Source organism: Nostocoides jenkinsii Ben 74, from assembly GCF_001046875.1.
Taxonomy (GTDB): domain Bacteria; phylum Actinomycetota; class Actinomycetes; order Actinomycetales; family Dermatophilaceae; genus Nostocoides_A; species Nostocoides_A jenkinsii.
In genome coordinates this window covers 171368-195511 of record NZ_HF571038.1, presented here as the reverse complement: position 1 = coordinate 195511, position 24144 = coordinate 171368, and the positions used below count along the sequence as shown (strand labels likewise).

The 24144-nt window shown below is 68.6% G+C and carries 27 protein-coding genes and 1 pseudogene; 9 read left to right on the top strand and 19 right to left on the bottom strand.

Going from position 1 to position 24144, the window contains the following annotated elements:
* The first annotated feature begins 115 nt into the window (after positions 1-115).
* From BN13_RS00890 to BN13_RS00880, 5 genes and pseudogenes are all read left to right on the top strand, one after another.
* Entirely contained in the window at positions 116-1834 is a 1719-nt protein-coding gene (locus BN13_RS00890) for an NAD-dependent malic enzyme (protein WP_048543662.1), read from the top strand.
* A gap of 47 nt (positions 1835-1881) precedes the next feature.
* Positions 1882-2730 (top strand): annotated as a pseudogene (locus tag BN13_RS18460) (aldo/keto reductase); the annotation flags it as partial.
* Complete coding sequence (locus BN13_RS00885; RefSeq protein WP_321162919.1) at positions 2722-3921, top strand: NAD(P)-dependent alcohol dehydrogenase; 1200 nt, start codon at positions 2722-2724, stop codon at positions 3919-3921. The pseudogene BN13_RS18460 and the gene BN13_RS00885, both read left to right, overlap by 9 nt.
* Positions 3922-3935: 14 nt before the next feature.
* The gene (locus tag BN13_RS19070; protein ID WP_157038365.1) at positions 3936-4076 is read left to right on the top strand and encodes a hypothetical protein; all 141 of its coding nucleotides are present in this window, start codon (positions 3936-3938) and stop codon (positions 4074-4076) included.
* Positions 4077-4087: 11 nt separating this feature from the next.
* Positions 4088-4411 carry a putative quinol monooxygenase gene (locus BN13_RS00880; RefSeq protein ID WP_048543660.1) on the top strand — a complete coding sequence of 108 codons (324 nt, stop codon included), beginning with the start codon at positions 4088-4090 and terminating at the stop codon, positions 4409-4411.
* Positions 4412-4646: 235 nt separating this feature from the next.
* Here BN13_RS00880 and BN13_RS00875 read toward each other — a convergent pair whose 3' ends face one another.
* From BN13_RS00875 to BN13_RS19065, 4 genes are all read right to left on the bottom strand, one after another.
* Complete coding sequence (locus BN13_RS00875) at positions 4647-5177, bottom strand: fasciclin domain-containing protein (RefSeq protein ID WP_235433891.1); 531 nt, start codon at positions 5175-5177, stop codon at positions 4647-4649.
* A gap of 92 nt (positions 5178-5269) precedes the next feature.
* On the bottom strand, positions 5270-6148 hold the full coding sequence (locus tag BN13_RS00870; protein WP_048543659.1) for a hypothetical protein: 879 nt from the start codon (positions 6146-6148) through the stop codon (positions 5270-5272).
* A gap of 115 nt (positions 6149-6263) precedes the next feature.
* On the bottom strand, positions 6264-6659 hold the full coding sequence (locus tag BN13_RS00865; RefSeq protein ID WP_053079676.1) for an RNA polymerase sigma factor: 396 nt from the start codon (positions 6657-6659) through the stop codon (positions 6264-6266).
* Between the two features lie 15 nt (positions 6660-6674).
* Positions 6675-6800: an RNA polymerase sigma factor gene (locus tag BN13_RS19065; protein WP_157038364.1), complete on the bottom strand. Its 126-nt coding sequence runs from the start codon at positions 6798-6800 to the stop codon at positions 6675-6677.
* Positions 6801-6955: 155 nt separating this feature from the next.
* Here BN13_RS19065 and BN13_RS00860 point away from each other — a divergent pair, with 155 nt between their 5' ends.
* Together BN13_RS00860 and ybaK are read left to right on the top strand one after the other, a co-directional pair.
* Positions 6956-7537, top strand: coding sequence for a biotin transporter BioY (locus BN13_RS00860; RefSeq protein WP_048543657.1), 582 nt, complete (start codon positions 6956-6958; stop codon positions 7535-7537).
* A 5-nt stretch (positions 7538-7542) separates the two neighbouring features.
* Entirely contained in the window at positions 7543-8034 is a 492-nt protein-coding gene (gene ybaK / locus BN13_RS00855) for a Cys-tRNA(Pro) deacylase (protein WP_201329031.1), read from the top strand.
* Positions 8035-8038: 4 nt separating this feature from the next.
* Here ybaK and BN13_RS00850 read toward each other — a convergent pair whose 3' ends face one another.
* Positions 8039-8461: an Lrp/AsnC family transcriptional regulator gene (locus tag BN13_RS00850; protein WP_048543650.1), complete on the bottom strand. Its 423-nt coding sequence runs from the start codon at positions 8459-8461 to the stop codon at positions 8039-8041.
* A gap of 130 nt (positions 8462-8591) precedes the next feature.
* Between BN13_RS00850 and BN13_RS00845 the strand changes: the two genes are divergently transcribed.
* Entirely contained in the window at positions 8592-9530 is a 939-nt protein-coding gene (locus BN13_RS00845) for a 5'-3' exonuclease (RefSeq protein ID WP_048543648.1), read from the top strand.
* Positions 9531-9548: 18 nt separating this feature from the next.
* Here the strand turns inward: BN13_RS00845 and BN13_RS00840 are convergent, their stop codons facing one another.
* The 7 genes from BN13_RS00840 to BN13_RS00810 form a co-directional block, all read right to left on the bottom strand.
* Positions 9549-12284 carry a DEAD/DEAH box helicase gene (locus tag BN13_RS00840; protein ID WP_048543645.1) on the bottom strand — a complete coding sequence of 912 codons (2736 nt, stop codon included), beginning with the start codon at positions 12282-12284 and terminating at the stop codon, positions 9549-9551.
* Positions 12281-13222: a diacylglycerol/lipid kinase family protein gene (locus BN13_RS00835; RefSeq protein WP_048543644.1), complete on the bottom strand. Its 942-nt coding sequence runs from the start codon at positions 13220-13222 to the stop codon at positions 12281-12283. Before BN13_RS00835 ends, BN13_RS00840 begins: the two co-directional genes overlap by 4 nt.
* A gap of 40 nt (positions 13223-13262) precedes the next feature.
* The gene (gene tatC / locus BN13_RS00830) at positions 13263-14087 is read right to left on the bottom strand and encodes a twin-arginine translocase subunit TatC (RefSeq protein WP_235433890.1); all 825 of its coding nucleotides are present in this window, start codon (positions 14085-14087) and stop codon (positions 13263-13265) included.
* Between the two features lie 19 nt (positions 14088-14106).
* Positions 14107-14352, bottom strand: a complete 246-nt coding sequence (gene tatA, locus BN13_RS00825) for a Sec-independent protein translocase subunit TatA (RefSeq protein ID WP_048543641.1) — start codon at positions 14350-14352, stop codon at positions 14107-14109.
* 102 nt (positions 14353-14454) lie between these two features.
* Positions 14455-14847, bottom strand: a complete 393-nt coding sequence (locus BN13_RS00820) for a hypothetical protein (protein ID WP_048543639.1) — start codon at positions 14845-14847, stop codon at positions 14455-14457.
* A complete protein-coding gene (locus BN13_RS00815; RefSeq protein WP_048543637.1) occupies positions 14844-15866 on the bottom strand; it encodes a helix-turn-helix transcriptional regulator in 1023 nt (340 codons plus the stop codon). The genes BN13_RS00820 and BN13_RS00815 overlap by 4 nt, the downstream gene beginning before the upstream one ends.
* Positions 15863-16897 (bottom strand): helix-turn-helix transcriptional regulator, encoded by a 1035-nt coding sequence (locus BN13_RS00810; RefSeq protein ID WP_048543635.1) that lies wholly within the window; start codon positions 16895-16897, stop codon positions 15863-15865. Before BN13_RS00810 ends, BN13_RS00815 begins: the two co-directional genes overlap by 4 nt.
* A gap of 40 nt (positions 16898-16937) precedes the next feature.
* Here BN13_RS00810 and BN13_RS00805 point away from each other — a divergent pair, with 40 nt between their 5' ends.
* The gene (locus BN13_RS00805) at positions 16938-18092 is read left to right on the top strand and encodes a DUF3866 family protein (protein WP_235433889.1); all 1155 of its coding nucleotides are present in this window, start codon (positions 16938-16940) and stop codon (positions 18090-18092) included.
* Between the two features lie 51 nt (positions 18093-18143).
* Here the strand turns inward: BN13_RS00805 and BN13_RS00800 are convergent, their stop codons facing one another.
* The 7 genes from BN13_RS00800 to BN13_RS00770 all read right to left on the bottom strand — a co-directional run bounded on the left by BN13_RS00800 (position 18144) and on the right by BN13_RS00770 (position 24094).
* Positions 18144-19067 (bottom strand): universal stress protein, encoded by a 924-nt coding sequence (locus tag BN13_RS00800; protein ID WP_048543631.1) that lies wholly within the window; start codon positions 19065-19067, stop codon positions 18144-18146.
* 123 nt (positions 19068-19190) lie between these two features.
* Positions 19191-19577, bottom strand: coding sequence for an FKBP-type peptidyl-prolyl cis-trans isomerase (locus BN13_RS00795; RefSeq protein ID WP_048543628.1), 387 nt, complete (start codon positions 19575-19577; stop codon positions 19191-19193).
* A gap of 67 nt (positions 19578-19644) precedes the next feature.
* Entirely contained in the window at positions 19645-20610 is a 966-nt protein-coding gene (locus BN13_RS00790) for an FKBP-type peptidyl-prolyl cis-trans isomerase (RefSeq protein WP_157038362.1), read from the bottom strand.
* Positions 20611-20809: 199 nt separating this feature from the next.
* Entirely contained in the window at positions 20810-22195 is a 1386-nt protein-coding gene (gene pafA / locus BN13_RS00785) for a Pup--protein ligase (RefSeq protein ID WP_048543625.1), read from the bottom strand.
* Positions 22196-22215: 20 nt separating this feature from the next.
* Positions 22216-23079, bottom strand: a complete 864-nt coding sequence (gene prcA, locus BN13_RS00780; protein WP_048543623.1) for a proteasome subunit alpha — start codon at positions 23077-23079, stop codon at positions 22216-22218.
* Positions 23076-23897 (bottom strand): proteasome subunit beta, encoded by an 822-nt coding sequence (prcB, locus tag BN13_RS00775; protein WP_048543620.1) that lies wholly within the window; start codon positions 23895-23897, stop codon positions 23076-23078. The genes prcA and prcB overlap by 4 nt, the downstream gene beginning before the upstream one ends.
* Positions 23894-24094: a ubiquitin-like protein Pup gene (locus tag BN13_RS00770; RefSeq protein ID WP_048543618.1), complete on the bottom strand. Its 201-nt coding sequence runs from the start codon at positions 24092-24094 to the stop codon at positions 23894-23896. The genes prcB and BN13_RS00770 overlap by 4 nt, the downstream gene beginning before the upstream one ends.
* Between the last annotated feature and the right edge of the window lie 50 nt (positions 24095-24144).

The following is a 24144-nucleotide window of genomic DNA, read 5'->3' as shown; positions in this document are numbered from 1 at the left end:
ACGCCTTCGCCGGTCAAGACGGAAGTACTGGCGAACGTGCCGAAGTGAACATTCGGTGACGCCGGGCAGGTGCCGCTGTTGTCTGGATCACGTTGTGTGCGAGAGGGTTGGGGGTATGCCGAGTCAGGACTACGAGCAGGACACCTCCACCCGCTTCGGGCCGCTTCGGATCAAGGCCCGCGGCCGTGCGGTGATGAGCAATCCGACCACCAACCGCGGCACCGCCTTCACGATCGAAGAGCGCAAGGCGCTCGGCCTGATCGGGCTGGTCCCCTCACAGGTGACGAACCTCGAGAACCAGGTTCGCCGGGTTTACGAGCAGTACACCCGGACAAGCACCCGTTTGGGGAAGTACCTCCACCTCTCCGGTGTCCGCGACCGCAACGAAGTCCTCTTCTATCGGCTGCTCACGAGCAATCTTGAGGAGATGCTGCCGATCGTCTACACCCCGACCATCGGGGAGGCGATCGAGCGCTTCAGTCACGAATTCTCCCGCCCGAGAGGGGTTTTCCTCTCGATCGATCACCCGGAGTCGATGGCGGACGCCTTCCGCAACTTCGGTCTCGGACCCGACGAGGTGGACCTCGTCGTGGTCACCGACAGCGAAGGCATTCTCGGCATCGGCGACCAGGGCATCGGCGGGATTCAGATCGCCGTCGGGAAGTTGTCCGTCTACACGGCGGCGGCCGGGATTCACCCGCGCCGCGCCATACCCGTCGTCCTGGATGTCGGCACCGACAATCTCGGGCTGCTGTCCAGCGAGATGTACCTCGGGGAGCGGCACGCCCGCGTGCGCGGGGAGAAGTACGACGAGTTCCTGGACCTGTTCGTGCATACGGTCAGGGAGATGTTCCCCAATGCAATGTTGCACTGGGAGGACTTCGGGACCACCAATGCGCACCGGATGTTGACGAAGTATCGCGACGAGATCTGCACCTTCAATGACGACATCCAGGGCACGGCCGCCGTCGTGCTGGCGGCAATTCTCGCGGCCGTCGACGTGACCGGACTCGTCCTCGACGACCACAAGGTGTGCGTCTTCGGCGCCGGGAGCGCGGGCGTCGGCATCGCCAACCTCGTCCGCGACGCGATGCTGCGCACGGGGGCCTCGGAGACCGAGGAAGAGGCCTACTCCCGGTTCTATGCGATCGGCATCAATGGGTTGTATGTCGATGATCAGCCGGAATTGCTGCCCTTCCAGCGGCCGTATGCCCGCCGCCGCGCCGAGGTCGAGCACTGGGCCGTCGCCGACCCGAACCACATCACCCTCGAAGACGTCATCCGCAACGCCAAGCCGACGATCCTCATCGGCACATCGACGCGGGGCGGGGCGTTCAGCCGGCATATCGTCGAGGAGATGGCCTCGTATTGCGCGAGGCCGATCATCTTCCCGCTCTCCAATCCGACGAGCCGCGCCGAGGCGACGCCGGCGGACCTGCTGACGTGGACCGATGGCCGGGCGTTGGTCGCCACCGGTAGCCCGTTCGGGCCGGTGGACTATGACGGCATCCGCTATCAGATCGCCCAAGCCAATAACGCGCTGATCTTCCCTGGCCTTGGCCTCGGCGTGGCCACCTGCCGTGCCGAGCGCGTCACCGAGGGCATGATCGCGGCGGCGGCCGAGGCGTTGGCCAGCATGGTCAACGCCTATCGCCAAGGCGCTCCGCTGCTGCCGACCATGAGCGATCTGCGGATGGTGTCGGCCACGGTCGCCGTCGCTGTTGCCAAGCAGGCCGAGCGCGAGGGCCTGGCCCGTGAGCCGCTGACCGACCCGATCCAGCAGATCTATAACCGCATGTGGCAGCCGGTCTATCCACCGGTCGAAGCCATCTGAGCACTTCCAGACTTCCTCACGACAGGAGCACCATGTCCTTGCAGGGCATCGACTATCTCGCCGACTCAGGGCGTTATGACACGGGTATGCCGTACCGCCGGGTCGGCCGGTCCGGTTTGCTCTAGCCGGCGATCAGTTTGGGTCTGTGGCACAACTTCGGCGATGACGTGCCGATGGAACGGCAGCGCGCGACCCTGGGGCGCGCTTTCGATCTCGGCGTCACGCACTTCGATCTCGCGAACAATTACGGCCCGCCCTATGGCAGTGCCGAGCGCAACTTTGGGATGCACTTCGCGCAGGACTTCAAGCCCTATCGCGACGACCTGATCATCTCCTCCAAGGTCGGCTACGACATGTGGCCCGGGCCGTATGGGCAGGGCGGCGGCTCCCGCAAGTACCTCATCTCCTCGTGCGACCAGTCGCTGAAGCGGATGGGCCTGGACTATGTCGACATCTTCTCCAGCCACCGCTTCGACCCCGACACCCCGCTCGAGGAGACGATGGGTGCGCTGGACCAAATCGTCCGATCGGGCCGGGCGCTGTATGCCGGGGTCTCGTCATACAGCGGAGCGAAGACGGCCGAGGCGGTGCGCATCCTTCAGGACCTCGGCACTCCGCTGCTGATTCATCAGCCGTCCTACTCGATGCTGAACCGGTGGGTCGAGGAAGACCTGCTGGACGTTCTCGGCGACACGGGGGTCGGCTGCATCGCCTTCAGCCCGCTGGCTCAGGGCATGCTGACGAGCAAATACCTCAAGGGCATCCCCGGCGATTCGCGTGCAGCGCAAGACAAGTCGCTGAGCGAGGGACTGCTCACCGAAACGGCGATCAAGCACATCGCGGCGTTGAACCGGATTGCCAAGAAGCGCGGCCAGACGCTGGCGCAGATGGCGATTCGACGGCAACGCGCACTTCTGCCGCGGCCTGCTTCGGACCCGCTACCCCGGGTCCGAGGACGATCAGGTCCACCGCCCGGACGGCGCGGAGCGTGCCGACCAGGCCTACGATCCCACCTTCATCCCCCTCACCTCCCTGCGAAAGGACCCCCTGTCATGAGCACGATGCGAGCCGTCCAGGTCGTCGGCTACCACCAGAACCCCGAGATGCGCGAGGTCGACGTCCCCGAGGTCTCGGGACCGTTCGACGTCATCGTGCGGATCGGCGGCGCCGGCGTGTGCCGCACTGACCTTCACATCCTCGAAGGGCAGTGGGCGGACAAGACCGGCGTCGCGCTGCCTTACACGATCGGCCACGAGAACGCCGGCTGGGTGCACGCCGTCGGCTCCGCGGTCACGAACGTCCGCGCGGGCGACAAGGTGATCGTGCACCCGCACATCACCTGCGGCTTGTGCCGCGCCTGCCGCACCGGAGACGACGTCCACTGCGAGAACAGCCAGTTCCCCGGCGTCGACACGAACGGAGGGTACGCCGAGTACCTCCGCACGTCGGCGCGCAGCGTCGTGCTCATCGACGACGAGCTCGAGCCGGCCGATGTCGCCGCCCTGGCCGACGCCGGGCTGACGGCATACCACGCAGCGGCGAAGGCGGCGAAGCGGCTGACGCCCCGGGACACCTGCGTCGTCATCGGCGCCGGAGGCCTCGGCCACATCGGCATTCAGATCATGAAGGCGCTGTCGCCCGCGAAGCTGGTGGTGGTCGACCGAAACCCGGAGGCGCTCAAGCTCGCTCTGGACCTCGGCGCCGACCACGGGGTGGTGGCCGCGGGCAACCAGGTCGAGGAGGTCCTCGAGATCACCCGCGGCTCGGGGGCGGAGGTGGTGCTCGACTTCGTCGGCGAAGGCGGCTCGACCAGCCATGGCATCGCGATGACACGTGCGGCCGGCGACTACCACGTCGTGGGCTACGGCGAGAACGTCAACGTCCCCACGATCGACCTGATCTCGGCTGAGAAGAACGTGATTGGCAACCTCGTCGGGTCGTACAACGATCTGTGTGACCTCATGGCCCTCGCCGCTCGGGGCTTGGTCACCCTGCACACGCAGAAGTACGCCCTGGACGACTTCCAGTCCGCGATCTCGGATCTCGACGCCGGCCGCGTGCGCGGTCGCGCGATCCTCATCCCCTGACAAGGAGCACGAGCATGTCGCCCGGCCCGCTGCTATCGATCGTCGTCGGGGCGGTGTTCGGTATCGTCTCGCAGAAGGTCGGCGGGCTCATCAAGTCCTCGATCTACGCCTGCGCGCAGACCGCCACGACGCCAGACGCCATCCCCGCAACCTGAGGAGACACACCTTGATCTTCATCACCGCCAAGTTCCCCGTCCGTCCCGAGCACGCCGACGCCTGGCCCGAGATCTCCCGTGCCTTCACCGAGGCCACGCGCGCCGAGGAGGGCTGCCTGTGGTTTGAATGGTCGCGCAGCCTGGACGACAGCAACGAATACGTCCTCGTCGAGGCGTTCCGCGACGGCGATGCCGGTGGCGCGCACGTCAACAGCGACCACTTCAAGGCCGCCCAGGCCGAGCTGCCGCCCTACCTCTCCGCGACGCCGAAGGTCGTCAGCCAGTCCGTCGACCAGGACGACTGGAGCGAGCTTGGCGAGATGCGGGTCGACTGACCCTCCACCTTCCGGGTGCGCTGGCTGAGGGTTAGCTCCGCCTGCGCCGCCGAAATCGCCGGACGACTCGTATAGGCCACCGGCCAGATCGTCGCGTTGTCCTCCACTGTGGTGGGGGACAACGCGAGCCCGTAACAGCCTGCGCACGCCTACACGGTCAAGCGAACCTCCGCGAGAGTCTGCACGACTCGGGAGCCAGGCTCGCGAATCTGCACACTCTCGCGGAGGTGGTTTGTCACTTCATCGGCATCAGCACGGTGTCGACGATGTAGACAGTGGCGTTGGCGGTCTGCACATTGCCGCAGAGCACCTTCGCGCCGGCCACGTCGAAGTCGGGCGTCGTGCCGCTTACCTTCACCGAGTCGGAGTTGAGGGTCGGGTGGGTGCCGGCCAGCGCGGCGGGTGCCAACCGGCTCGGCACCACGTGGTGGGTGAGCAGGTGGGTCAGCGTCGTCTTGTCGGCCAGCACCTTGTCGAGGTCGGCCTTCGGGATCTTGTCGAAAGCGGAGTTCGACGGGGCGAACACGGTGATGTTCTTGCTGTTGTTGAGGGTGTCGACGAGGCCGGCCTTCTTCACAGCGGCGACGAGGGTGCTCAGCAGCGGGTTGTTGCTGGCGGCGGTGGCGACCGGCTCCTTGGCCAAGCCGGCGAACGACCCCTTGCCATCGGCCGGGACGCTCGCGCAGCCCGGGCCGAACCGGGCGTCGGTCATCGTGTCGGACGATGAGCCGCCGCGCACACCACCCACGGTGAGTGTGCGCGACAACGACTCAGCCCTAGGCCCTGTTGCGCAAGTCGTGGACGGGGTCCCCGCGAAGTATCGGAGCGAGGGACGAGCGGAGAACTTCGTGGGGTGTCCTAAGTGGGTTTTACCTGCTGGGACGGGTCGATGGCGCTCTGCGTGACCGAGGTTGGGACCGCGTCGGCCAGCGGGTGATAGCTGGTGGTGGACCGGTAGCTCGACGTCCCGCCGTCGCTCACACCCTCCTCGACGAGGTCGGCAGAGTTCGGGTCGAAGAGCAGGTAATGGTGGCCGGTACGCACCTGCTGGTCGTCGAAGATCACCTTCACGCCCGCAGCGCCGGAGGGGGTCTGAGCGGTCTCGGTGCGCACTTCGGGCAGGCGGCCGAGCACGGTGATCGCGGCCCGGGCCACCGTCGGGGGCACATGGCCGGTGCGCAGCAGGTCGCCGACGGCCGCGAAGACCGCTTCGTTCGGGCTGTTCGACCCGCTGGAGTTGGCGCGCAGCCACGCCTCCAGGTCGTCGGCCGTAGTGGGGAGGGACGCAACGGTCGACGGGGAAAACAGCGCGGTGCCCTGGTTCGCGGTCCACGTGAACGTGCGTCCGTCGACCATGTCCTTGAACCAGGTCATCCCGTCCGCACGAATCCACACCTCGCGCGTGAAGGTCCCGGAAGCGGGCTGGGCTGTCGGCGCCTGAGCGCCGGGTTGGGGGGGATCGCCGACGACCGCCGCGCCGGACTGGGTCTCGGTGATGCTCAGGTGGACGTACTTGCCCGCCGGGATCGGTCCGTCATCCTGGCTCGCGGCCGTGGTCGCCAGATGCGAGAGGGCGGTGGCCGAGGCCGATTGCGGCGAAATCAACGACGGCCCGACGGCGAGCGCTGCGGAGGCGGCGGCGGCCACTGCCGCAACGGCCAGCCAGCGCCGCCCCCTGCGCGGCGCGGCGGGACGGGCGCTCGTGAGCGCGATGGGTTCGGACGCGGCAGTGCGCACCGGTCGAGGAGCGCTACAGCGCGTTCGGGCGAGAACTGCGCGTCCAAGTCGGCAGCCGTCGGCCGGGCGCCGGCCAACACATCGACGGGATCGGACATCGTGGGGCGGTGGGTTGTCATGAGGTCTCCTGGGCGAGCGTGAGGGTGGGGGCAGTGGCGGGCCGATCCCCATCGGCCTGCAGGTATGCGGTTAGGCGGGCTCGGCCACGGCTGACCCGAACGGTCAGGGCGCGCGGGGTGCACCCGAGGACGTCGGCGGCCGCGTCATACGACAGCCCGTCCCACGAGATGAGCAGTAGCGCCTCACGTTCCGCAGGGCTGCAGGTGGCGAGCGCTTCGATCAGCGAATCACGTTCGGCGACAAGCTCATCGGGGGCCGCCGCAGTTGGCATATGCCAATATGCCGCGACCGCCTCCTGCCAGAGCCGGTCGGCCCGTCGCTGGCCGCGGGTGCGATTGGCGATCGTATGGCGCGCGGTCACCAAGAGCCAGGGCAGCGGGTCGGCCGGCACATCGGCGCGGCGTCGTCACGCCTGCAAGAAGGTCTCGGAGACCACGTCCTCACACTGGTCGGCGGCGATATGCCGTCGGGCGTAGGCATACACGCGAGGAGCGTTGTCGCGAAAGAGCGTGTCGAAGGCCGCCTCATCCATGCGGCCCTCCCGGTGTTCGTGGGGTCATACCGAGAAATGTCCAGTCGGGGCGCGTTATCACGCCACACCCTCGCCGACCTTAACGTCCGGCGGTCACGATGGGCGCACCATACTCTGGCAAGCCGCAGACCCGGCGTGGCACTAGGCTCAGTCTCGTGACCGCCATCGTCGAACGTCCCCGCGTCCTTGCCGATGTCATCCCGGGAGGCCTGGCGCGCGACGCCGCGCTCGTCCTCGGGGGCGCCGGCTTCGTCGGCCTGCTCGCGCAGTGGGCCATCACCTTGCCGTTCACCCCGGTCCCGCTGACATTGGGAACGTTCGCGGTCTTGCTCACCGGGGCCGCCCTCGGCACTGCCCGCGGCCTCGCCTCCATCGGCATCTATGTCGCGGCCGGTATGGCCGGGGTGCCCTGGTTCGCCGGCCACAGCAGCGGGTGGGGCTTCCCGAGCTTCGGCTACTTGATCGGCTTCGTCGTGGCCGCGACCCTCGTCGGCGCGCTCGCCGCCCGCGGCGGTGACCGGACCGTCCTGAAGACGATCGGCCTGATGATCCTGGGCAACCTCGTCATCTACGCCATCGGGGTCCCCTACCTCGCGGCCAACACCGGCATGGACCTCGCCACCGCCATCGACAAGGGCGCCACCCCCTTCCTCCTCGGCGATGCCGTCAAGATCGTGCTCGCGGCGGGCCTCCTGCCCACCGCCTGGGCGCTGGTGCGCCGCGTCCGCGACAACTGAGCCGGATGGCTAAACCCTCCTCCGGAACCCCGGCCACGGTCGCTCTGACCAAGGCCGGGGTTTCGTTTTCCGTGCACGCTTATGAACACGACCCGGCCGCTCCCGCATACGGACTCGAAGCCGCGGCGGCGCTCGGGCTGGACCCGGACCTGGTTTTCAAGACGTTGCTCGTAGACCTCGATGGGGGCCGCGAAAAGGTGGGCGTCGGCATCGTGCCCGTGAACAGGCACCTCGACCTCAAGGCCATCGCGGCTGCCTGCGGCGCCAAGCGCGCGAGTATGTGCGATCCCGCCACCGCGCAACGCCTCACGGGCTATGTGGTCGGCGGCATCTCCCCGATCGGGCCGAAGCGACTCCTGCCCACCGTGCTCGACGAGAGCGCGGCCGAGCGACCGACGATCTATGTCTCCGGTGGTCGGCGCGGCCTCGACGTCGGCCTAAGTCCCGCCGACCTGCTCCTGCTCACCCGCGGTGCGTATGCCGCGATCGCTCGCTGAGACACTACTCCCAGGGCGTGGACAACACGATCGTCGTGTGGGTGGACACGCCAGCGGCAGCGCGGATCCGGCCGAGGAGGGCCTCCAGATCACCTGGGGCGGCGACGCGCGCCTTCAACAGATAGTTCGCCTCTCCGGCAACGGAATAGCAGGCCTCGATCTCGCCGATGCCCCGAAGGCGATCGGGAATGTCGTCCGGCGCGGACTGGTCGAACGGGGTGATCGCGACGAAGGCCGTGAGCGGCATACCCAGGGCTTCGTGGGCGACCTGAGCCGAGTAGCCGCGGATGACCCCGCGTTCTCCAAGTCGGCGGACCCGCTGATGCACCGCGGACGTGGACAGGCCGACCGCCTTGCCGAGGTCGGTATAGCTCATGCGACCATCGCGACGCAGCAGATCGACGAGCGCCCGGTCAACCTCTTCCACGCAGGACACCTTATGGGCAACTCCGCGTCGACGCGCAGGAAATGCGGCTCGGCGCTGTCGCGACCGCAGTTGTCCGGCCCAGAGCAGGCAATCGGACCGGCCGCAGCCGGGACGGCCTAGCATCGGGCACATGACCAGCCCCCGCCTGATGCTGCTCGACTCGGCGTCGCTCTACTTCCGCGCCTTCTTCGGGGTGCCGGACGAGCGCGATGACCTCACGACGCCGCCGGTCAATGCGATCCGCGGCTTCCTCGATTTCATCGCGACCTTGGTGCGTGACCACCGCCCGACTCACCTCGTCGCGTGCTGGGACAACGACTGGCGGCCGCAGTTTCGCGTGGACGCGATCCCGAGCTACAAGACCCATCGGGTCGCCGGTGGCTCGACCGTTGTCGAGGAGGAGGTGCCGGACGACCTAGCCGTGCAGGTGCCGATCATCGAAGCCGCCCTTGCCGCGTTGGGCATCTGCCGGCTCGGTGCCGACGGCTACGAGGCCGACGACGCCATCGGCACCCTGGTCGCGCGCTACCGCGGCACCATGCCCATCGACGTCGTGACGGGCGACCGCGACCTCTTCCAGCTCGTCGACGATGCGGCCGGGGTGCGCGTCCTCTACACCGCCCGCGGCGGGGTCCGCTCCCCCGACGTGGTGGACCAGGACTATCTTCGGGAGCGGTATGCCGTTGGCTCCGGCCCGCAGTATGCCGACCTCGCCGTCCTGCGCGGCGACCCGAGTGACGGCCTCCCCGGGGTCGCCGGGATCGGGGAGAAGACCGCGGCGAAGCTGATCGCGGCATACGGCTCGTTGGTAGGGCTGCGGGCGGCGGTCGATGGTGGTGACCCGGCGATCAAGGGCGCCCAGCGCCGAAATCTGGAGGCGGGGAGCGCCTATCTCGACGTCGGCCCCCTCGTGGTGACCGTCGCCCCCGACGCCCCCGTGCCCGAGGTCGACCCGATCCTCCCGGCGAGCATCGCCGACCTGCGGGAGGTCTCGCGGCTGGCCTCCGACTATGGCTTGGCGAGCCCGATGAACCGGGTCATCGACGCCTTGGGCCTCGGCGGCGACTGAGACGACCGGACCCGGACGTCAGTCGAGGCGGTCGGAGGCGACCACGCCGCGCAGGACCGCATCGACGGCGCGGCGGGCCGACGTGCGCAGATGCGGCTCGGGCGCGGCGTCGGCGATCTGATCGAGCAGGTCAACCACTTGCTTGCACCGCCGCACGAAGTCGCCGGCCGCCAGGTCGCCCCCGCGCAACACCGCGTCCAGCCGTTGCCCGGACGCCCAGCGGTGTATCGCCCACGCCAGCCCGGCATCGGGCGGTGCCGTCAGGGGCAGGCCGACGGCGCGCTCGCGGTCCTCCAACTCCGACCAGATTCGCAGCATCTGCGTCCCCGCCTCGGCGACATCGGACGTCGGCTGTCGGATCCCGTCGGCCGGCTCCTCGAAGCGCGGCTCGTGGACGAGCATCGAGACGACGGCCGCGAGTTCGGCCTGGTCAAGGCGGCTCCACACGCCGGCCCGTAGGCACTCGGCGATGAGCAGATCGCGATCGGAATAGAGGCGACGCAGGCGTTCCCCGTCCTCGGTCAGGGTCTGCCCGTCGGGCTTCAAGTAGCCGATATCGGTGAGCAAGCCGCAGATTCTCTCGAACGTGCGCGCCACCGTGTTGGTGCGGCCCTCGACCTGCCGCGTGACCGCGGCGCGCTCACGGTTCAGGCGCCACCACCGATCCGACCACCGAGCATGTTCCTCGCGCTCGGGGCAGGCATGGCACGGGTGGGCCTTCATTCGACGCTTGAGGTCGGCGATCCGGGGATCAATGGCAGCTACCGCCTCCCGCTCACCCTCGGCCGATCGGGGTCGCGTCGGCGCCTTGATCCGCAACGTGGTGGCGAGGTCGCGTCGCGCCTTGGGAGACTTCGCGTTGAACTGCTTGGGCACCGGCATCGTGGCCAGCGCGCTCACCGGACCGGAGACATCGCCGGCACTCATCGTATGGACGTGCTTGTCCTCGGTCAGCACGATCGGCAACGTGGTCGCGCCGCGGAAGTGCCGTGCGGGGGTCAGGACCACCGCAAAGCCCGCGCGTCGCCCGGTGGGGATGCGAATGATGTCCCCGATCCGCAAAGACTCCAGCGAGACCAGAGCCTCGGCCTTGCGCGCGGCCGATCGAGCCTTGGCCCCGTCCTTCTCCAACCGGCCCAACTCATGGCGCAGCGCGGCATACTCCCGGAAATCCCCGAGATGGCAGCTCATCGCCTCCGCATAGCCTGCCATCGCCTCGGTGTGGTCCTGGCGGGCGCGGACCAGGCCGACGACGGAGCGATCCGCCTGGAACTGCGCGAAGGACGTCTGCAGGATTGCTGCGGCTCGGGCCCGGCCGACCTGAGCCACCAGATTAACCGCCATGTTGTAGGACGGGCGGAAGCTCGACCTCAACGGGAAGGTACGAGTCGACGCCAGGCCGGCCACGTGCACTGGGTCCAACCCCCGGCGCCACAGGACCAAGGCGTGGCCCTCGATGTCGATGCCCCGCCTGCCGGCACGCCCCGTGAGCTGGGTGTATTCCGCCGCGGAAAGATCAACGTGAGCCTCACCGTTAAACTTGACCAGCTTCTCCAGAACCACGGTGCGGGCCGGCATATTGATGCCCAGGGCTAAGGTCTCCGTCGCGAAGACCGCCCGGATCGCCCCCGCAGTGAACAACTCCTCCACGATCTCTCGGAAGGTCGGGAGCATCCCCGCATGATGGGCCGCGAATCCCCTCGCCAGGCCTTCGACGAAGTCCCAGTAGCCCAGGACGCCGAGGTCTTCATCGGCCAGACCCGCCGTGCGTTCCTCCACCAGTCGACGGTTCCGCTCCCCCGCGGCGTCATCAATTAGTCGGACGCCGCTACTCAGCAGTTGCTGCACCGCCCCCGCGCACCCGACGCGACTGAAGATGAAGGTAATCGCCGGCAGCAGTCCATCGTGGTCGAGGGCCTGCACGACCTCGGTCCGGGTCGCATGGCTGATCGCCGCCCCGGCGGGAGGGGCGTTCGGACGTCGTCGCCGATCCTGGTCACCCCCGCGTCCGCGCGCGCCTCGGCGGGCGCTGTCCGCGGCATACGACCGCTGCTCGGCCTGCCGAATCGCGTCGGTGAGATAGGGATTGAGGCGCGGCAGCCCACCGTCGGTCCGCGGCCCCGCGGTGGAGTCGGCGAAGAGGTCGAACATCCGCTTGCCGACCATCATGTGCTGCCACAGCGGCACCGGCCGGTGCTCAGACACGACGACCTCGTGGTTGCCGCGGACCTCGCCCAGCCACTCACCGAACTCCTCGGCGTTGCTGACCGTCGCGGAGAGCGACACGATCTGGACCGACGGCGGGAGGTGGATGATGACCTCCTCCCACACCGCGCCCCGGAACCGGTCGGCCAGGTAGTGCACCTCGTCCATCACCACGAAGGCGAGCCCGCCCAGGGTGGCGGAACCGGCATAGACCATGTTGCGCAGAACCTCGGTGGTCATCACCACAACCGGAGCTTCGCCGTTGACGGAGCGGTCGCCGGTCAAGAGACCGACATTGGCGGCGCCGTGACGGCGCACCAGATCGGCATACTTCTGGTTGGACAGGGCCTTGATGGGCGTCGTGTAGAACGCTTTCTGGCCACGCGCGAGGGCGAGGTGGACGGCGAACTCCCCCACCACGGTCTTGCCGGCCCCGGTGGGAGCGGCGACCAGCACGCCCTTGCCCGCCTCGACCGCCCGGCACGCCTGCTCCTGGAAGTCGTCGAGCGGGAAGTCGAGGGAGGCGACGAACCGGGACAGCTCACTCATGCAACCACCATGGTCACCGCGCCGGGGACCACCTCAACCGTCACCGGGAGGCGGGTGAAGGGCTCCCCATCGGCGAAGACGGGTATGCCGTGTGCCTCCAGACTCACTCGGCGCGCCTGGAGCAGTTCGACAGCGGGGTGCCCGACGTGGCCGCCGGAGAAGACCGTCGGGAACACCCGGATGAACTCGTGGCGCGGCAACCGATGCAGGATCAGGACGTCCAGCAAACCGTCATCGGGGAGGGCGTCGGGTGCGACCCGCATACCGCCGCCGTAGGAGCGGACGTTGGCGACAACGACCAGCATGGCTTCGGTCTCGATGTGCTGCTCGTCGGTCTCGATGACATAGGGAATCGCCTGGAAGACCGGGAGCTCGCGCAGGATCGCGAGGTTGTAGCGCATCTGGCCGGGGGGCCAGCGCCACTGATTGGCTCGGGCGTTGACGACGGCGTCGAACCCGGCATAGACGGAGCCGCCGAACCAGGACCGGGCCGCCGAGGTCCCGAGCCCAGCCCCGAGCGCATCCCCGTCAACACCGCCGACGATGCGGCCGGCGTCGATGCGCCGAACCTGCAGCGCGTCGAGGGCGGCGGCGGCCTGCAGGAGATTCCCGCGCGCCAGGCCAAGACTGTCTGCAATGTCGTTGCCGGTCCCGGCGGGGACGATCGCGAGGGGGATCTCGGTGCCGGCGCACGCATTAACCCCGAGATGCGCCATTCCGTCGCCGCCGAGGACGGCCAGGGCATCGATCGACCCGGCAGCGACGGCGGCGCGCGCCTTGGCCAACGCCGCGCCGGCGCTGTCGGCCGAGAGGTCGAGGATCTCGTGACCGCGCGCTCGGAGCATTCCCGTCAATTGTGGGGCAGCTGCCGCGGCCCGCCCCTTGCCGGCACTGGGATTGGCCACGAGACCGATCCGGCGGGTCGGAAACGCGCTCATGGCCCCAACCTAATGCCCGGAGGCGGGCACGAGCGGCAGGTCAGAGGGGTGAGGCTTCCTCGTCGGCGACGTTGGTCCACTCCGGCGCCGCGGCGGCTCGACGCTTGTCGATCCAGATGCCGAATAGCGCCGCTCCGAAGTAGAGGAAGATCAACGGGCCGGCCATGAAGAACATCGTCACGGGGTCCGGTGTGGGCGTGATGATCGCGGAGAGCACACAGATGGCCACGATGGCGGGGCGCCACTGACGGATCAGCGATCGGCCGGGAATGATGCCGATGGCGATCAGCCCGACGAGGAACACCGGCATGACCCATGTGACGCCGAAGATGAGGATGAACCGGGTGACTGTGCGGAAGTACAGCGCGGCTTCGGTGATGTTCAGGGCGCCGGCGGGGGTGAAGCCGTACAAGATCTCCCATGCCCGGGGCAGGATCCAGTAGCCGAAGGCGCACCCGATCAAGAACAACGGGATCGTCGCGCCGACAAAGGCCATCGACAGCCGCTTCTCGCGCCGCGTCAGGGCCGGGAGAATGTAGGCCCACGCCTGGTAGATGATCACCGGGCTGGCCAGGATCACGCCAACCCAAATGGACAAATTGACGCGCTGGCTGAATGCCGCCGTGGCCCCGGCATAGTTGAGGTTGACGATGACGTCTTGCAGGTTGCGCTTCTCGGCGACTGCCCGGATCGGAGACGTCAACTGGGCGTAAACCCAGTCGTACTTGATCCAGCCAACGATCGACATGGCCACCAGCGCCAGGGCGCACTTGATCAGTCGATCCCGGAACTCCAGGAGATGGTCGACCAGGGACATCCGTCCCTCGGGATTGTCTTTGCGCTTGACCTTTGTCCGCTTGGCCATCGCGGTCAACGGTGCGAGGTCAGGCAGCGGGGCCGGACTGGTTGTCCGTCCGCGGGCTGTTGTCCTCGCGCATGGCGCTCGTGCCGGATGACTCACCGGCGGCCCGCTTGCGAGCCTCGTCCTCGGCCTTCATCTCGTTCACTTCGGACTTGAACACACGTGCGGACCGGCCGAGAGACCGAGCGGCGTCGGGCAACCGCTTCCAGCCGAACAGCAGGATCACCACGAGCGCGATGATCACGACCTCACTTGGGCCAATTGGCATGACGTGCCTTTCACAGCAGTGGTTAACAGCACGAGTCTACCGACGCGCGCGACGGGTCCCGACCGATCGGGTCGATTCGACCGGGGCCGTTGACACAACGTCTCACCTGTGTCTGGGCGTTCCCTGTGCGACTGGTGTGCTTGGCGGCTGACTTTCGCCGACCCTCAGCGGTCCATCAACCCCCAGCGCGCGTCGCGCCCACGGGGCGAGTTTCGGCTCGCGCCGGGCGTGTCGCTCGCGCTTGACCCGCTCGCGCACGGCGCGTTGCTCGGCGAGGGCGAGGTGCGGCGCGGTGAAGATTGCGAGGTGAGGGGTAGCCGGCGCTGAACCCGCCTCCGCGCGAGCGCTGACCTCCGCCACGAGGGCCTCGGTCGTGCGGATCTGGGCCGTCAGCCCGCGGAACGAGGACAGCGTGGCGCGGACACGCGTCCATACGAACCACGCTCCCCCACCGAGGATGGCGAGGAAGACCAGGGTCCAAGCCCACCACGTCACCGGGACTCCCCCGCCACGTTGGCGTCCCCGCCCTGGTCGTATGCCGCGAGCGCGGCCCCGGCGGCCCGGCCCACCTCCGCGGCGAGTTCAGTGGGGTGCACGACCCGCACGCCGCCTCCGGCGCGTAGGGCGAGTCGCACGACCCAGGCGGGGTCGGCGGCTCGCAGGGTGATGGTGACGCCGCTCGGGTCGACGGTGCGGCTTTCGGTCGGGTAGTACTCGGCAACCCACTCCCAGCCGGGTTCGAGGGCCAGGGTCACGAGCAGATCGTCCGGCCGCGGCACGAACGTCCCGGCCGACAAGTCGCGCGCCGTCGCCTGGGCAGGCGGGGTGCCGTCGACGTCGAGAATGCGGGCATCCTGAATCCGGTCGAGGCGAAACATCCGAGTGTCCTCGGCGCGGTGGCACCAGGCCTCGAGATACCAGCGGCCGTCCATGACCGCCAGCCGCATCGGATCGACGTCCCGCTCGGTGGACTCATCGCGGGCCGGCACGAGATAGCGCAGGGCGACGCGGTGGTGCCGGGCGAGCGCGTCCTTGAGCAGCGCGCGCGTCTCCTCGGTGGAGCCGTCGTCGAGGCTCGCGGCAATGCGGGCGGTGTCGGCGCCGAGGTCGCCGGGCTGATCCGGCCCGGCGCCGATGGCATCCTCCAACTTCGCCATGGTGCGCTCGACGACGTCGAAGTCGGTGACGCCCTCGGCGTGGGACAGCGCGCGCAGCGCGACGATGAGGGTCAAGGCTTCGGCTCTGGTCAGGCGCAGTGGTCGGGCGATCGTGTCGGCATTGCTGATGTGGATCTGGTCGCCCTCGGTGGACACGTCGATGAGCTCGTCGGTCATCGAGCCGTAGCCGCACATGAACAGCAGGGCGAGGTCGTCGCGCAGCTGGCTCTCGGTGACGTCGAGTTCGGCGGCCGCGCGGCGGATGTCGACGCCTTGGCGGTTGACCAGCCACGGAACCATGCTGAGCAGGCGTGCGACCCGGGCGCCGGCGGCCTCGGTGCTGTGCGGTTCGGTCATGACACTCCCCCGTTGCCCGGCTCTCCGCCGCCACCCGACTGTCCCCCGCGTGTCGGATGGGCCGCGGCGGCCGCGGTGAGCACGGCACGCGTGGCGTCCACGACCTCCGCTGGGGCGACCACGCGCACGGACGTCCCCAGGGAGGCGAGGTCCCCGGCGAGACGTTCGCGATCGGCATACGGCAGGTCGAGGAGTTGCCAGCCGTTGGCCGCCTCGGTGACGCCGGTCGCCTGGCGACGCAACTCGTGAGCGTGCCCGGTGCGGACCAGGACGCGGGCCGTACCGGCGGGGTCGCGCGGGATGTCCGCGGCGAGCATGGCCCGGGGGTCGTGGTCGGTCGGCGGCTGGTAGCTGCCTGGCTTGCCGGTGCGGCGCACCTGACCCTCGATCCGGGAGAGCCGAAAGACCCGAGGCTCACCGCGGTCGGTGTCCTGGCCGGTGACATACCAGCGGCCGCTGCGCGACAGCATCCCCCACGGCTGGACGTGGCGCACCCGCGCCTCGTCGGTGGCGGAGCGGCGGTAGGCGAAGGTCACCGGCGCCCGGTCGAGGTAGGCCTCCAAGAGCGGCGCAAAGCCGGGCTCGCTGGTCGTCAGGCGCGGCTCGATGCCGACCAAGGCCTGCGAATCGGCATCCCCCGCAACGGCTTTGAGCTTGCGCAACGCCTGCGCGGCCGGGCCGGCGAGGGCCGCGTGCGACCAGGTGCGCGCGGCAAGGCCGAGGACCGCGAGTTCATCCGGAGCGAGCGCGAGGTCGGGCAAGGCGTAGTCCCGCTGATGGATCCGATAGCCGGGCTCGTCGTCGAAAAGCGCGGTGATTTCCTCGGTGACCAGGGGGATCCCTAGCTCGCGCAGGTCGTCCTTGTCGCGCTCGAACATCCGGTCGAACGCCTCGGTCGACGGCGCCGTGCGATATTGCTCGACGATCTCCCGGATGCGGGCCTTCGGCAACGGACGCCGCGTAGCGAGCAGCGTCATGACGAGGTTCATCAGCCGCTCGGTTTTGGCGGCCGGCGTGTTGGGGGGAGCCATCGTGGGCGACGCTACCCGATGGCGGCCTATGCTGCGGCCCGTGCACTGGCGAGTCGGAACGGTCACCCGCCGCCGCGGGTCGTGGGGAGATGCGATCGAGTATGCCGTGCGCCTGCCCCCGGGGGACGGGGCCGTCGCGGAGGTGGTCCCCTCGGGACCCGTGGCCGAGCAGGTACCCGTGCCCGAGGAGGTGCGGGCCCTGGGCTACCGAAGCCTGGTGGGGGAACTGGAGGCGGGGGACACGGTCATACTCAATGTCTCGGCGCTGGCGCGGGGCCTGGGGACGGGCGGGTATGCCTTCATCGTCGTGGCGCCCGACCGGCTTCCGGCGGACCCTGCGCCCGGGCCGGGGCATATCGTCAAGGCGCGCTACACCCCGATGCAGCAGATGACGCTGGCGGTCGATGAGCAGGAGAGCCCGCATCATGAGGCGCTCGCGTCCGGGGCGGCCGCCGAGGGTGATCTTCAGGGTCTGCCGGTCGTCGTCGCGGACCTGCACTCGGCGCTCGCGCCGATCCTGTGTGGCCTGCGGGATCGGGCTCCGGGCGCTCGGGTCGCCTACGTCATGACGGACGGCGGGGCGTTGCCAATGGCCTTCTCTCAGAACGTCGCTCGCCTGCGGGAAGCCGGGTGGCTCACGTCGACAGTCACCGTCGGGCAGGCGTTCGGGGGCGACCACGAGGCGGTGACGCTGCATTCCGGTCTGCTCGCCGCGCGGCACGTGCTGGGCGTCGATGTCGCCGTGGTCATCCAGGGGCCGGGGAATGTGGGGACGGGCACCCCGTTCGGCTACTCCGGGATTGCCTGTGGCGAGGCACTGAACGCGGTCTCCGTGCTCGGCGGTCACGCGTATGCCGCGCTGCGCGTCAGCGACGCCGACCCCCGGCCGCGGCACTATGGGATTTCCCACCACAGTGTGACGGCGTACGGCCGGATCGCGTTGGGCCGCACAACCGTCGTGGTGCCGGAGTTGCCGGGCGAGTTTGGGTCGTTGGTGCGCGCGCAGGCGGCGGAGCTGGTGGCCGGCGCACGCGGCGACCTGACGCTGCAGGTGGAATCGGTCGAGGGGCTGCGGGCCGCGTTGGAGGCGTCACCGGTGACGCTTTCGACGATGGGCCGGCGACTCGACGCCGACGAGGCCTACTTCCTCGCCCAGGCCGCAGCGGGCCGCGCCGTGGCCCGGACGCTCACCTGACCCTCCGGTGCGCGCCCATCCGTCCCGGGCAAGTTCTGCGAGCAGCGGTTGTCAGTCCTGGGCGCGATTGAGCACCGCGACCGGCACAGTCACCGAGTTGAGCAGCTTGCGGCTCACCGAGCCGAAGAGCATGCCGACCACGCCGCCGCGCCCGCGTGAACCGATGACCAGAATCCGAGCCGAGGCCGCCTCCTCGGCCACCACTCGGGCAGCGCCGCCTTGGCGAATCGTCGTGCTGAACGAGACGCCGGTATGCCGCTCGCGCACCGGAGCCAGAGCCTCATCCACGCGCTCTTGGTAGCGCCGCAGAACCTGGTCGTACTGCGGGGAGCCAGGGGTGGTGGCGACCACGCCATCGACCACTTCAAGGTTCCAGACGGTGACCGTCCGGACACCGGCGCCCACAGTCTCGGCCAGCTCCGCGGCATACGACAGCGCGGCCTGGGCGGGTGCACTTCCATCAAAGCCGACAACGACATCACCCTGGTCGGGGAGCGAGCCGCCCACGACGACAACCGGGCACGAGGCGAGACCGACGACACCGGTAGACGTCGAGCCGAGCAGGATGCGCTCAAGCCGGCCCACGCGCGCCGAGCCGAGGACGACTTCCCGGGCACGCGCGCTCGCCGCGAGCAGGGCCCGCGCCGCCGAGCCTGTGGCGGACTGCTGCGTGACCGCGATACCCGGCTCACGCTCGGCAACAGTAGCCGCTGCCTCCCGGAGGATTCGATTCACGTCGACGCTGAGCGCCCTCTGCAGGTCCTCGACCGGGACGAAGTCCGTGGGGCCGATCAGCGGCGCGTCGAAGTCAAGCGTCGAGAGGAGGTGAACCGGAGCCCCGGTGGCGCGGGCCCGGTCGGCGGCCCACCGCAGCGTGTTGTCGTCTTCGGCGCGCCCGGCGACTCCGACGACTATCGCACCAGCCGGGACCTCGTCGACCAGCGATTGGACTTCGGCGTTCGACGGCGTTGTCATACCTGCCAGTCTATTGGCCACCCCTCAACCGAACTTGAGCACGCCTTAGGCACTTGAGCACGCCATCCATGGCGTGCTCAAGTGCCTAAGGCGTGCTCAAGTTCGGAAGCCGGGTGACGGGCCTCAGCGAACGTCGACCAGGTCCACCACAAAGATCAGGGTCTCGCCCGGCTTGATGACCGCGCCGGCGCCGCGATCGCCATACGCCAGGTGCGGGGGGATGGTGAGCTTGCGGCGCCCGCCGACCTTCATGCCGGCGATGCCCTCGTCCCAACCGGGGATGACCTGGCCGACGCCGAGGCGGAAGTCCAGCGGCGCCCCACGGTTCCACGACGCGTCGAACTCCTCACCGGTGGAGAAGGCCACACCGAGATAGTGCGTGCGCACGAACGACCCAGCGGTCGCCTCGGCCCCATCGCCCTCGGTGATGTCCTCGATGACCAGTTCGGTGGGCGGGGTGCCCTCGGGGAAGTCGATCTCGGGACGCTGGGTGGCGGGATCGAACGGCATACGGCAAATCCTTTGTCTCGGAGCGGGTTTGCTGGATCAGCGGGAATGCGGGATCAGCAGTGGTGACTCAGTAGGCGGAGAGAATGTCCACGACGAAAACGAGGGTGTCGGTGCCCTTGATCTCGCCGCTGCCTTCCTCGCCGTAGCCCTCATCCGGGGGCACGACCAGCAGGAGGCGCGAGCCGACCGGCTGATTGACGACGCCCTTGTCCCAGCCGGAGATGACCTGCTTGCCCCCGACAGCGAAGGAGAACTTGCCGCTGTGGGCGAAGCTGGAGTCGAAGACCTTGCCATTGCGCCACAGCGCCCCGGTGTAGGTCACGACCGCGGTCTGACCCGCCTTCACCTTCGGGCCGGTGCCCGTGATGAGCGGCTGGATGACGAGCTTCTTCGGCGGGTCGGACTTCGGCATCTCGAAGGAGGCGGCCTCGCCGGCCTTCCAGGTGACCTTCGGCAGGTCCGGGTCGAGCTTCTCCTCGGTGCCCTCGGCCTGCGCCAGCGGGGTGAACTTGTCGACGATCTCGTAGGCCATCACCAGCGTGTCGGTGGCCTTGATGTTGAGCTGCGTGTTGCCGGCGGTGCCGAACGCCTCGGCGGGCGGCAGGGCCGACAGCATGGTCGCGCCCTTCTTCGCGCCGAGCAGCGACTTGCGCAGGCCGGCGATCAACTGGGTGTCGGACAGGTCGAAGCCGGACGGGGTGCCCCAGTTGGAGTCGATCTTGGCCCCGGTCGTGCCATTGATCAGGTTGTACTGGACCTGGACAACATCCTTCTCCGTCGCGGCGTCGCCGGTGCCTTCCTTCACGACGCGCGTCTCGAACGCGCCGACCGAGAAGGGCTTGGTGGCCAACTCGATGGTGGGGGCGGTCTTAGCGTCGCCGGTCAGCTTGATCGAGGCGAGCGAACCCGAGCCTGCCGACGCGCTCGAGGACGAACCGGACGACTTCTCGCCGGAGGAGTTACCACACGCGGTGAGAGTCAGGGCGAGGACGGCGGCCATCGCCGGGGCAGCGAAACGCAGACGAGCAGACAAGAGAGGGAACCTTTTGGGTCGAGGACACGAACAGCCTGTCCACGATAACCCGCCAAACTGAGGCGAAGTTCCCAACGCCCGTCCCCCGGTCCCAGCTCGTTTGCCGCAGCCCAGCTCCCGGAGCCGCCGCCCCCCAAGGATCCCTCCCGATCATGGCAAGAGCCCCTCGCGGTCACGGCGAGAGGCGGGCGGGCGAGCCTCACGGCTGGGGCGGGCGAGAGGCCAGAATCCCCTCGATCAGCCGGTCCACCCGGGCGTCCACGGCCAGGAAGGGGTCCTTGCACAACACCGTGCGCTGAGCCTGGTCGTTCAGCTTCAAATGCACCCAGTCAACCGTGTAGTCGCGGCGATGCTCCTTGGCCGCCGCAATGAAATCGCCGCGGAGCTTGGCCCGCGTCGTCTGCGGCGGGGAGTCCTTGGCCGTCTCGATCTCGGCATCGCTGACGACCCGCTCGGCCAGGCCCTTGCGCTGCAGCAGCGCGAAGACCCCCCGGTCCGGGCTGATGTCGTGGTAGGCGAGATCGAGTTGCGCCACGCGGGGGTGGTCGAGGGAGAGGTCGTGGCGCGCGGCATACGAATGAATGAGTTTGTGCTTGATCGCCCAGTCGATCTCACAATCGATCCCGCTCGGGTCATTGGCCTCCACGGCCAGCAGCGCGCGCTCCCACAGATCCAAAACCCGCATGGTGACGGGATCGTGGATACCGACCGTGTCGGCGAAGTCGCGGGCCCGCTCGAAGAACTCTCGCTGAATATCGAGGCCCGACATCTCCTTGCCGGAGGCGAGCCTGACCTTCCGCCGTCCGCTCAGGTCCTGACTCACATCGCGGATCGCCCGGATGGCGTTGTCGAGGGTCATATCCCGCAGGGGGGCGCCTTCCTCGATCATCCGCAGGACCAGCGCGCACGACCCGACCTTCAGCAGGGTCGTCGTCTCGCTCATGTTGGAGTCGCCGACGATGACGTGCAGGCGGCGATAGTGCTCGGCGTCGGCGTGGGGTTCGTCGCGGGTGTTGATGATCGGGCGACTGCGTGTGGTCGCGGACGACACGCCTTCCCAGATGTGATCGGCACGCTGGCTCAGGCAATAGCGCGCCCCCTTGGTCGTGGAAATGACCTTGCCCGCGCCGCAGATGAGTTGACGCGTCACCAGGAACGGGATGAGCACCTGCGAGAAGTCCTGGAACTCCCCGCCCCGGCCGATCAGGTAGTTCTCGTGGCAGCCGTAGGAGTTGCCGGCCGAGTCGGTGTTGTTCTTGAAGACATAGATCTCACCGGCGATGGAATCCTCGGCCAGCCGCTCCTGGGCGTCCCCGACGAGGTCGTGCAGAATCCGCTCCCCCGCTTTGTCGTGGGCCACCAGGGAGACGAGGTCGTCGCACTCGGCGGTGGCGTACTCGGGGTGGGAACCCACGTCGAGATACAGGCGAGATCCGTTGGTCAAGAACACATTCGAGGATCGACCCCAGGAGACCACCCGCCGAAACAGGTAGCGGGCGACCTCATCCGGCGTCAGCGTCCGCTGCCCGCCCGAGACGCAGGTGATCCCGAACTCGGTCTCGATCCCATAGATCCGTCGTTCCACCGTCGTCCTCCTGCGTGCGTTCAGTCGCCGTCGCCGCCGCGCGTCTCCTCCGGATGGCGCTGCGTCTGGGGATTGGTGGCCGTATGCCGTGGGCTCTCCCCCGTGGCCTCCGGATGAGTCGCGCCGTCCCCGGCATCGCGACGACCGCCGTGGGTCTCCTCTTGCAGTGCGTCCCGGGTGGGATCGCCGGGGCTCAGCAAGGCCGCGAGGAGGTCGCCGGCGATCCGGCGAAACTTCCGGCGCGGCCGATTGCGGTCGAGCACGGCCACCTCCAGGGAGGTTGGGCCGAGCGCACGACGCTCGCCCCCGGCCGGGTCGACGGCGAGGAGATCGACGGCGAGGGCAAGGGCGTCCGCGAGCGGCATACCCGGGGTCCAGCGCTCTTTGAGTCCGGCCTCGATGCCGTCGGCTCCCCCACCCATGGCGACGAAGCCATAGACGTCGGTGACCGATCCGTCGTAGGTCAAGCGATAGATCTGGTCCTGCTGCTCGGCGCTGCCCACCTCGGCAACGACGATCTCCACCTCGTAGGGCTTCGACTCCTGCGTGAAGACCGTGCCGAGTGTCTGGGCGTAGGCGTTGGCCAGACCACGGGCCGTGACATCGCTGCGATCGTAGGAGTAGCCGCGCAGATCGGCGTAGCGAATTCCGGCGACGCGGAGGTTCTCGAACTCGTTGTATTTGCCGACCGCGGCGAACCCGATGCGGTCATAGATCTCGGAAACCTTGTGCAGCGCGCGGGAGGGGTTCTCGGCGACGAAGGCGATGCCGTGGTCGTAGCCGAGCACCACGACCGAGCGGCCGCGGGCGATGCCCTTACGCGCGAAGTCGGCTCGGTCCTTCATCAACTGCTCGGGCGAGACATAGAACGGCATCTGGCTCATCGCGCACCTCCCGGGTTGCCGCGGCGGCCCGCCAACACGCCCTCGACGATCCCGGCGATGGCGTCGTCGTCGGTGAAGCGCACGCCCTCGCTGTCAACGACGGCGACGGTCGGCCAAATGCGCCGGGTGATGTCGGGACCGCCGGTGGCGGAATCGTCGTCGGCCGCGTCATACAGAGCCTCGATGGCGACGGCGGTCGCGGCGCCGGCGTCCAGACCCGGCCGCCACAGCTTCTTCAGCGATCCGCGGGCGAACAGCGATCCGGAGCCGATGCAGTGATGGTCGTGCTCCTCGTAGCAGCCGCCGGTCACGTCGTAGGAGAAGATCCGACCGATCGCGGTGTCGAGGTCGAAACCGCCGAACACGGGCACCACGCTCAGGCCCTGCATGGCCATACCCAGGTTGCCCCGGATCATCGTGGCTAGGCGATTGGCCTTGCCCTCCAAGGACATCAGCGTGCCCTCGATCTTCTCGTAGTGCTCCAACTCGACCTGGAACAGCTTGACCAACTCGATGGCCAGGCCCGCCGTCCCGGCAATCCCCAGGACCGAGAACTCGTCGGCCGCGAACACCTTCTCCATGTCGCGGTTAGCGATCAGATTGCCCATGGTCGCGCGGCGGTCACCGGCCATCACCAAGCCGTCGGCATAGGTAAGCGTGACGATGGTGGTGCCGTGCGGGGCATCAACGGGATGCGGCGGCAGGCTTCGTCGGGACGGCAGCAGGTCCGGGGCGTGCGCGCCGAGAAACTCACTGAATGAGGACGACCCCGGCGCGGTGTAGGCAGGGCCGAGCCGACCGGGCTCGCTCGCCGTCACTGCCCGCCCTTCTGGACGAAACTGCGCACGAACTCCTCGGCATTGGACTCCAGGACGCCGTCGATCTCATCGAGCACGCTGTCGACATCGGAGTCGAGGCTTTCCTTGCGGGCGCTCACCTGGCCCGCGTCGGTGTCGGGGCCCTCGTCGTCCCCGCCGCCGCGCCGCGTGGGACGCACCTGCTCCTGACCGGCCATGACTGTCTCCGTCTGCTCGAGCGCACTAGTGCTTGGGGTCTGTCTGCCCG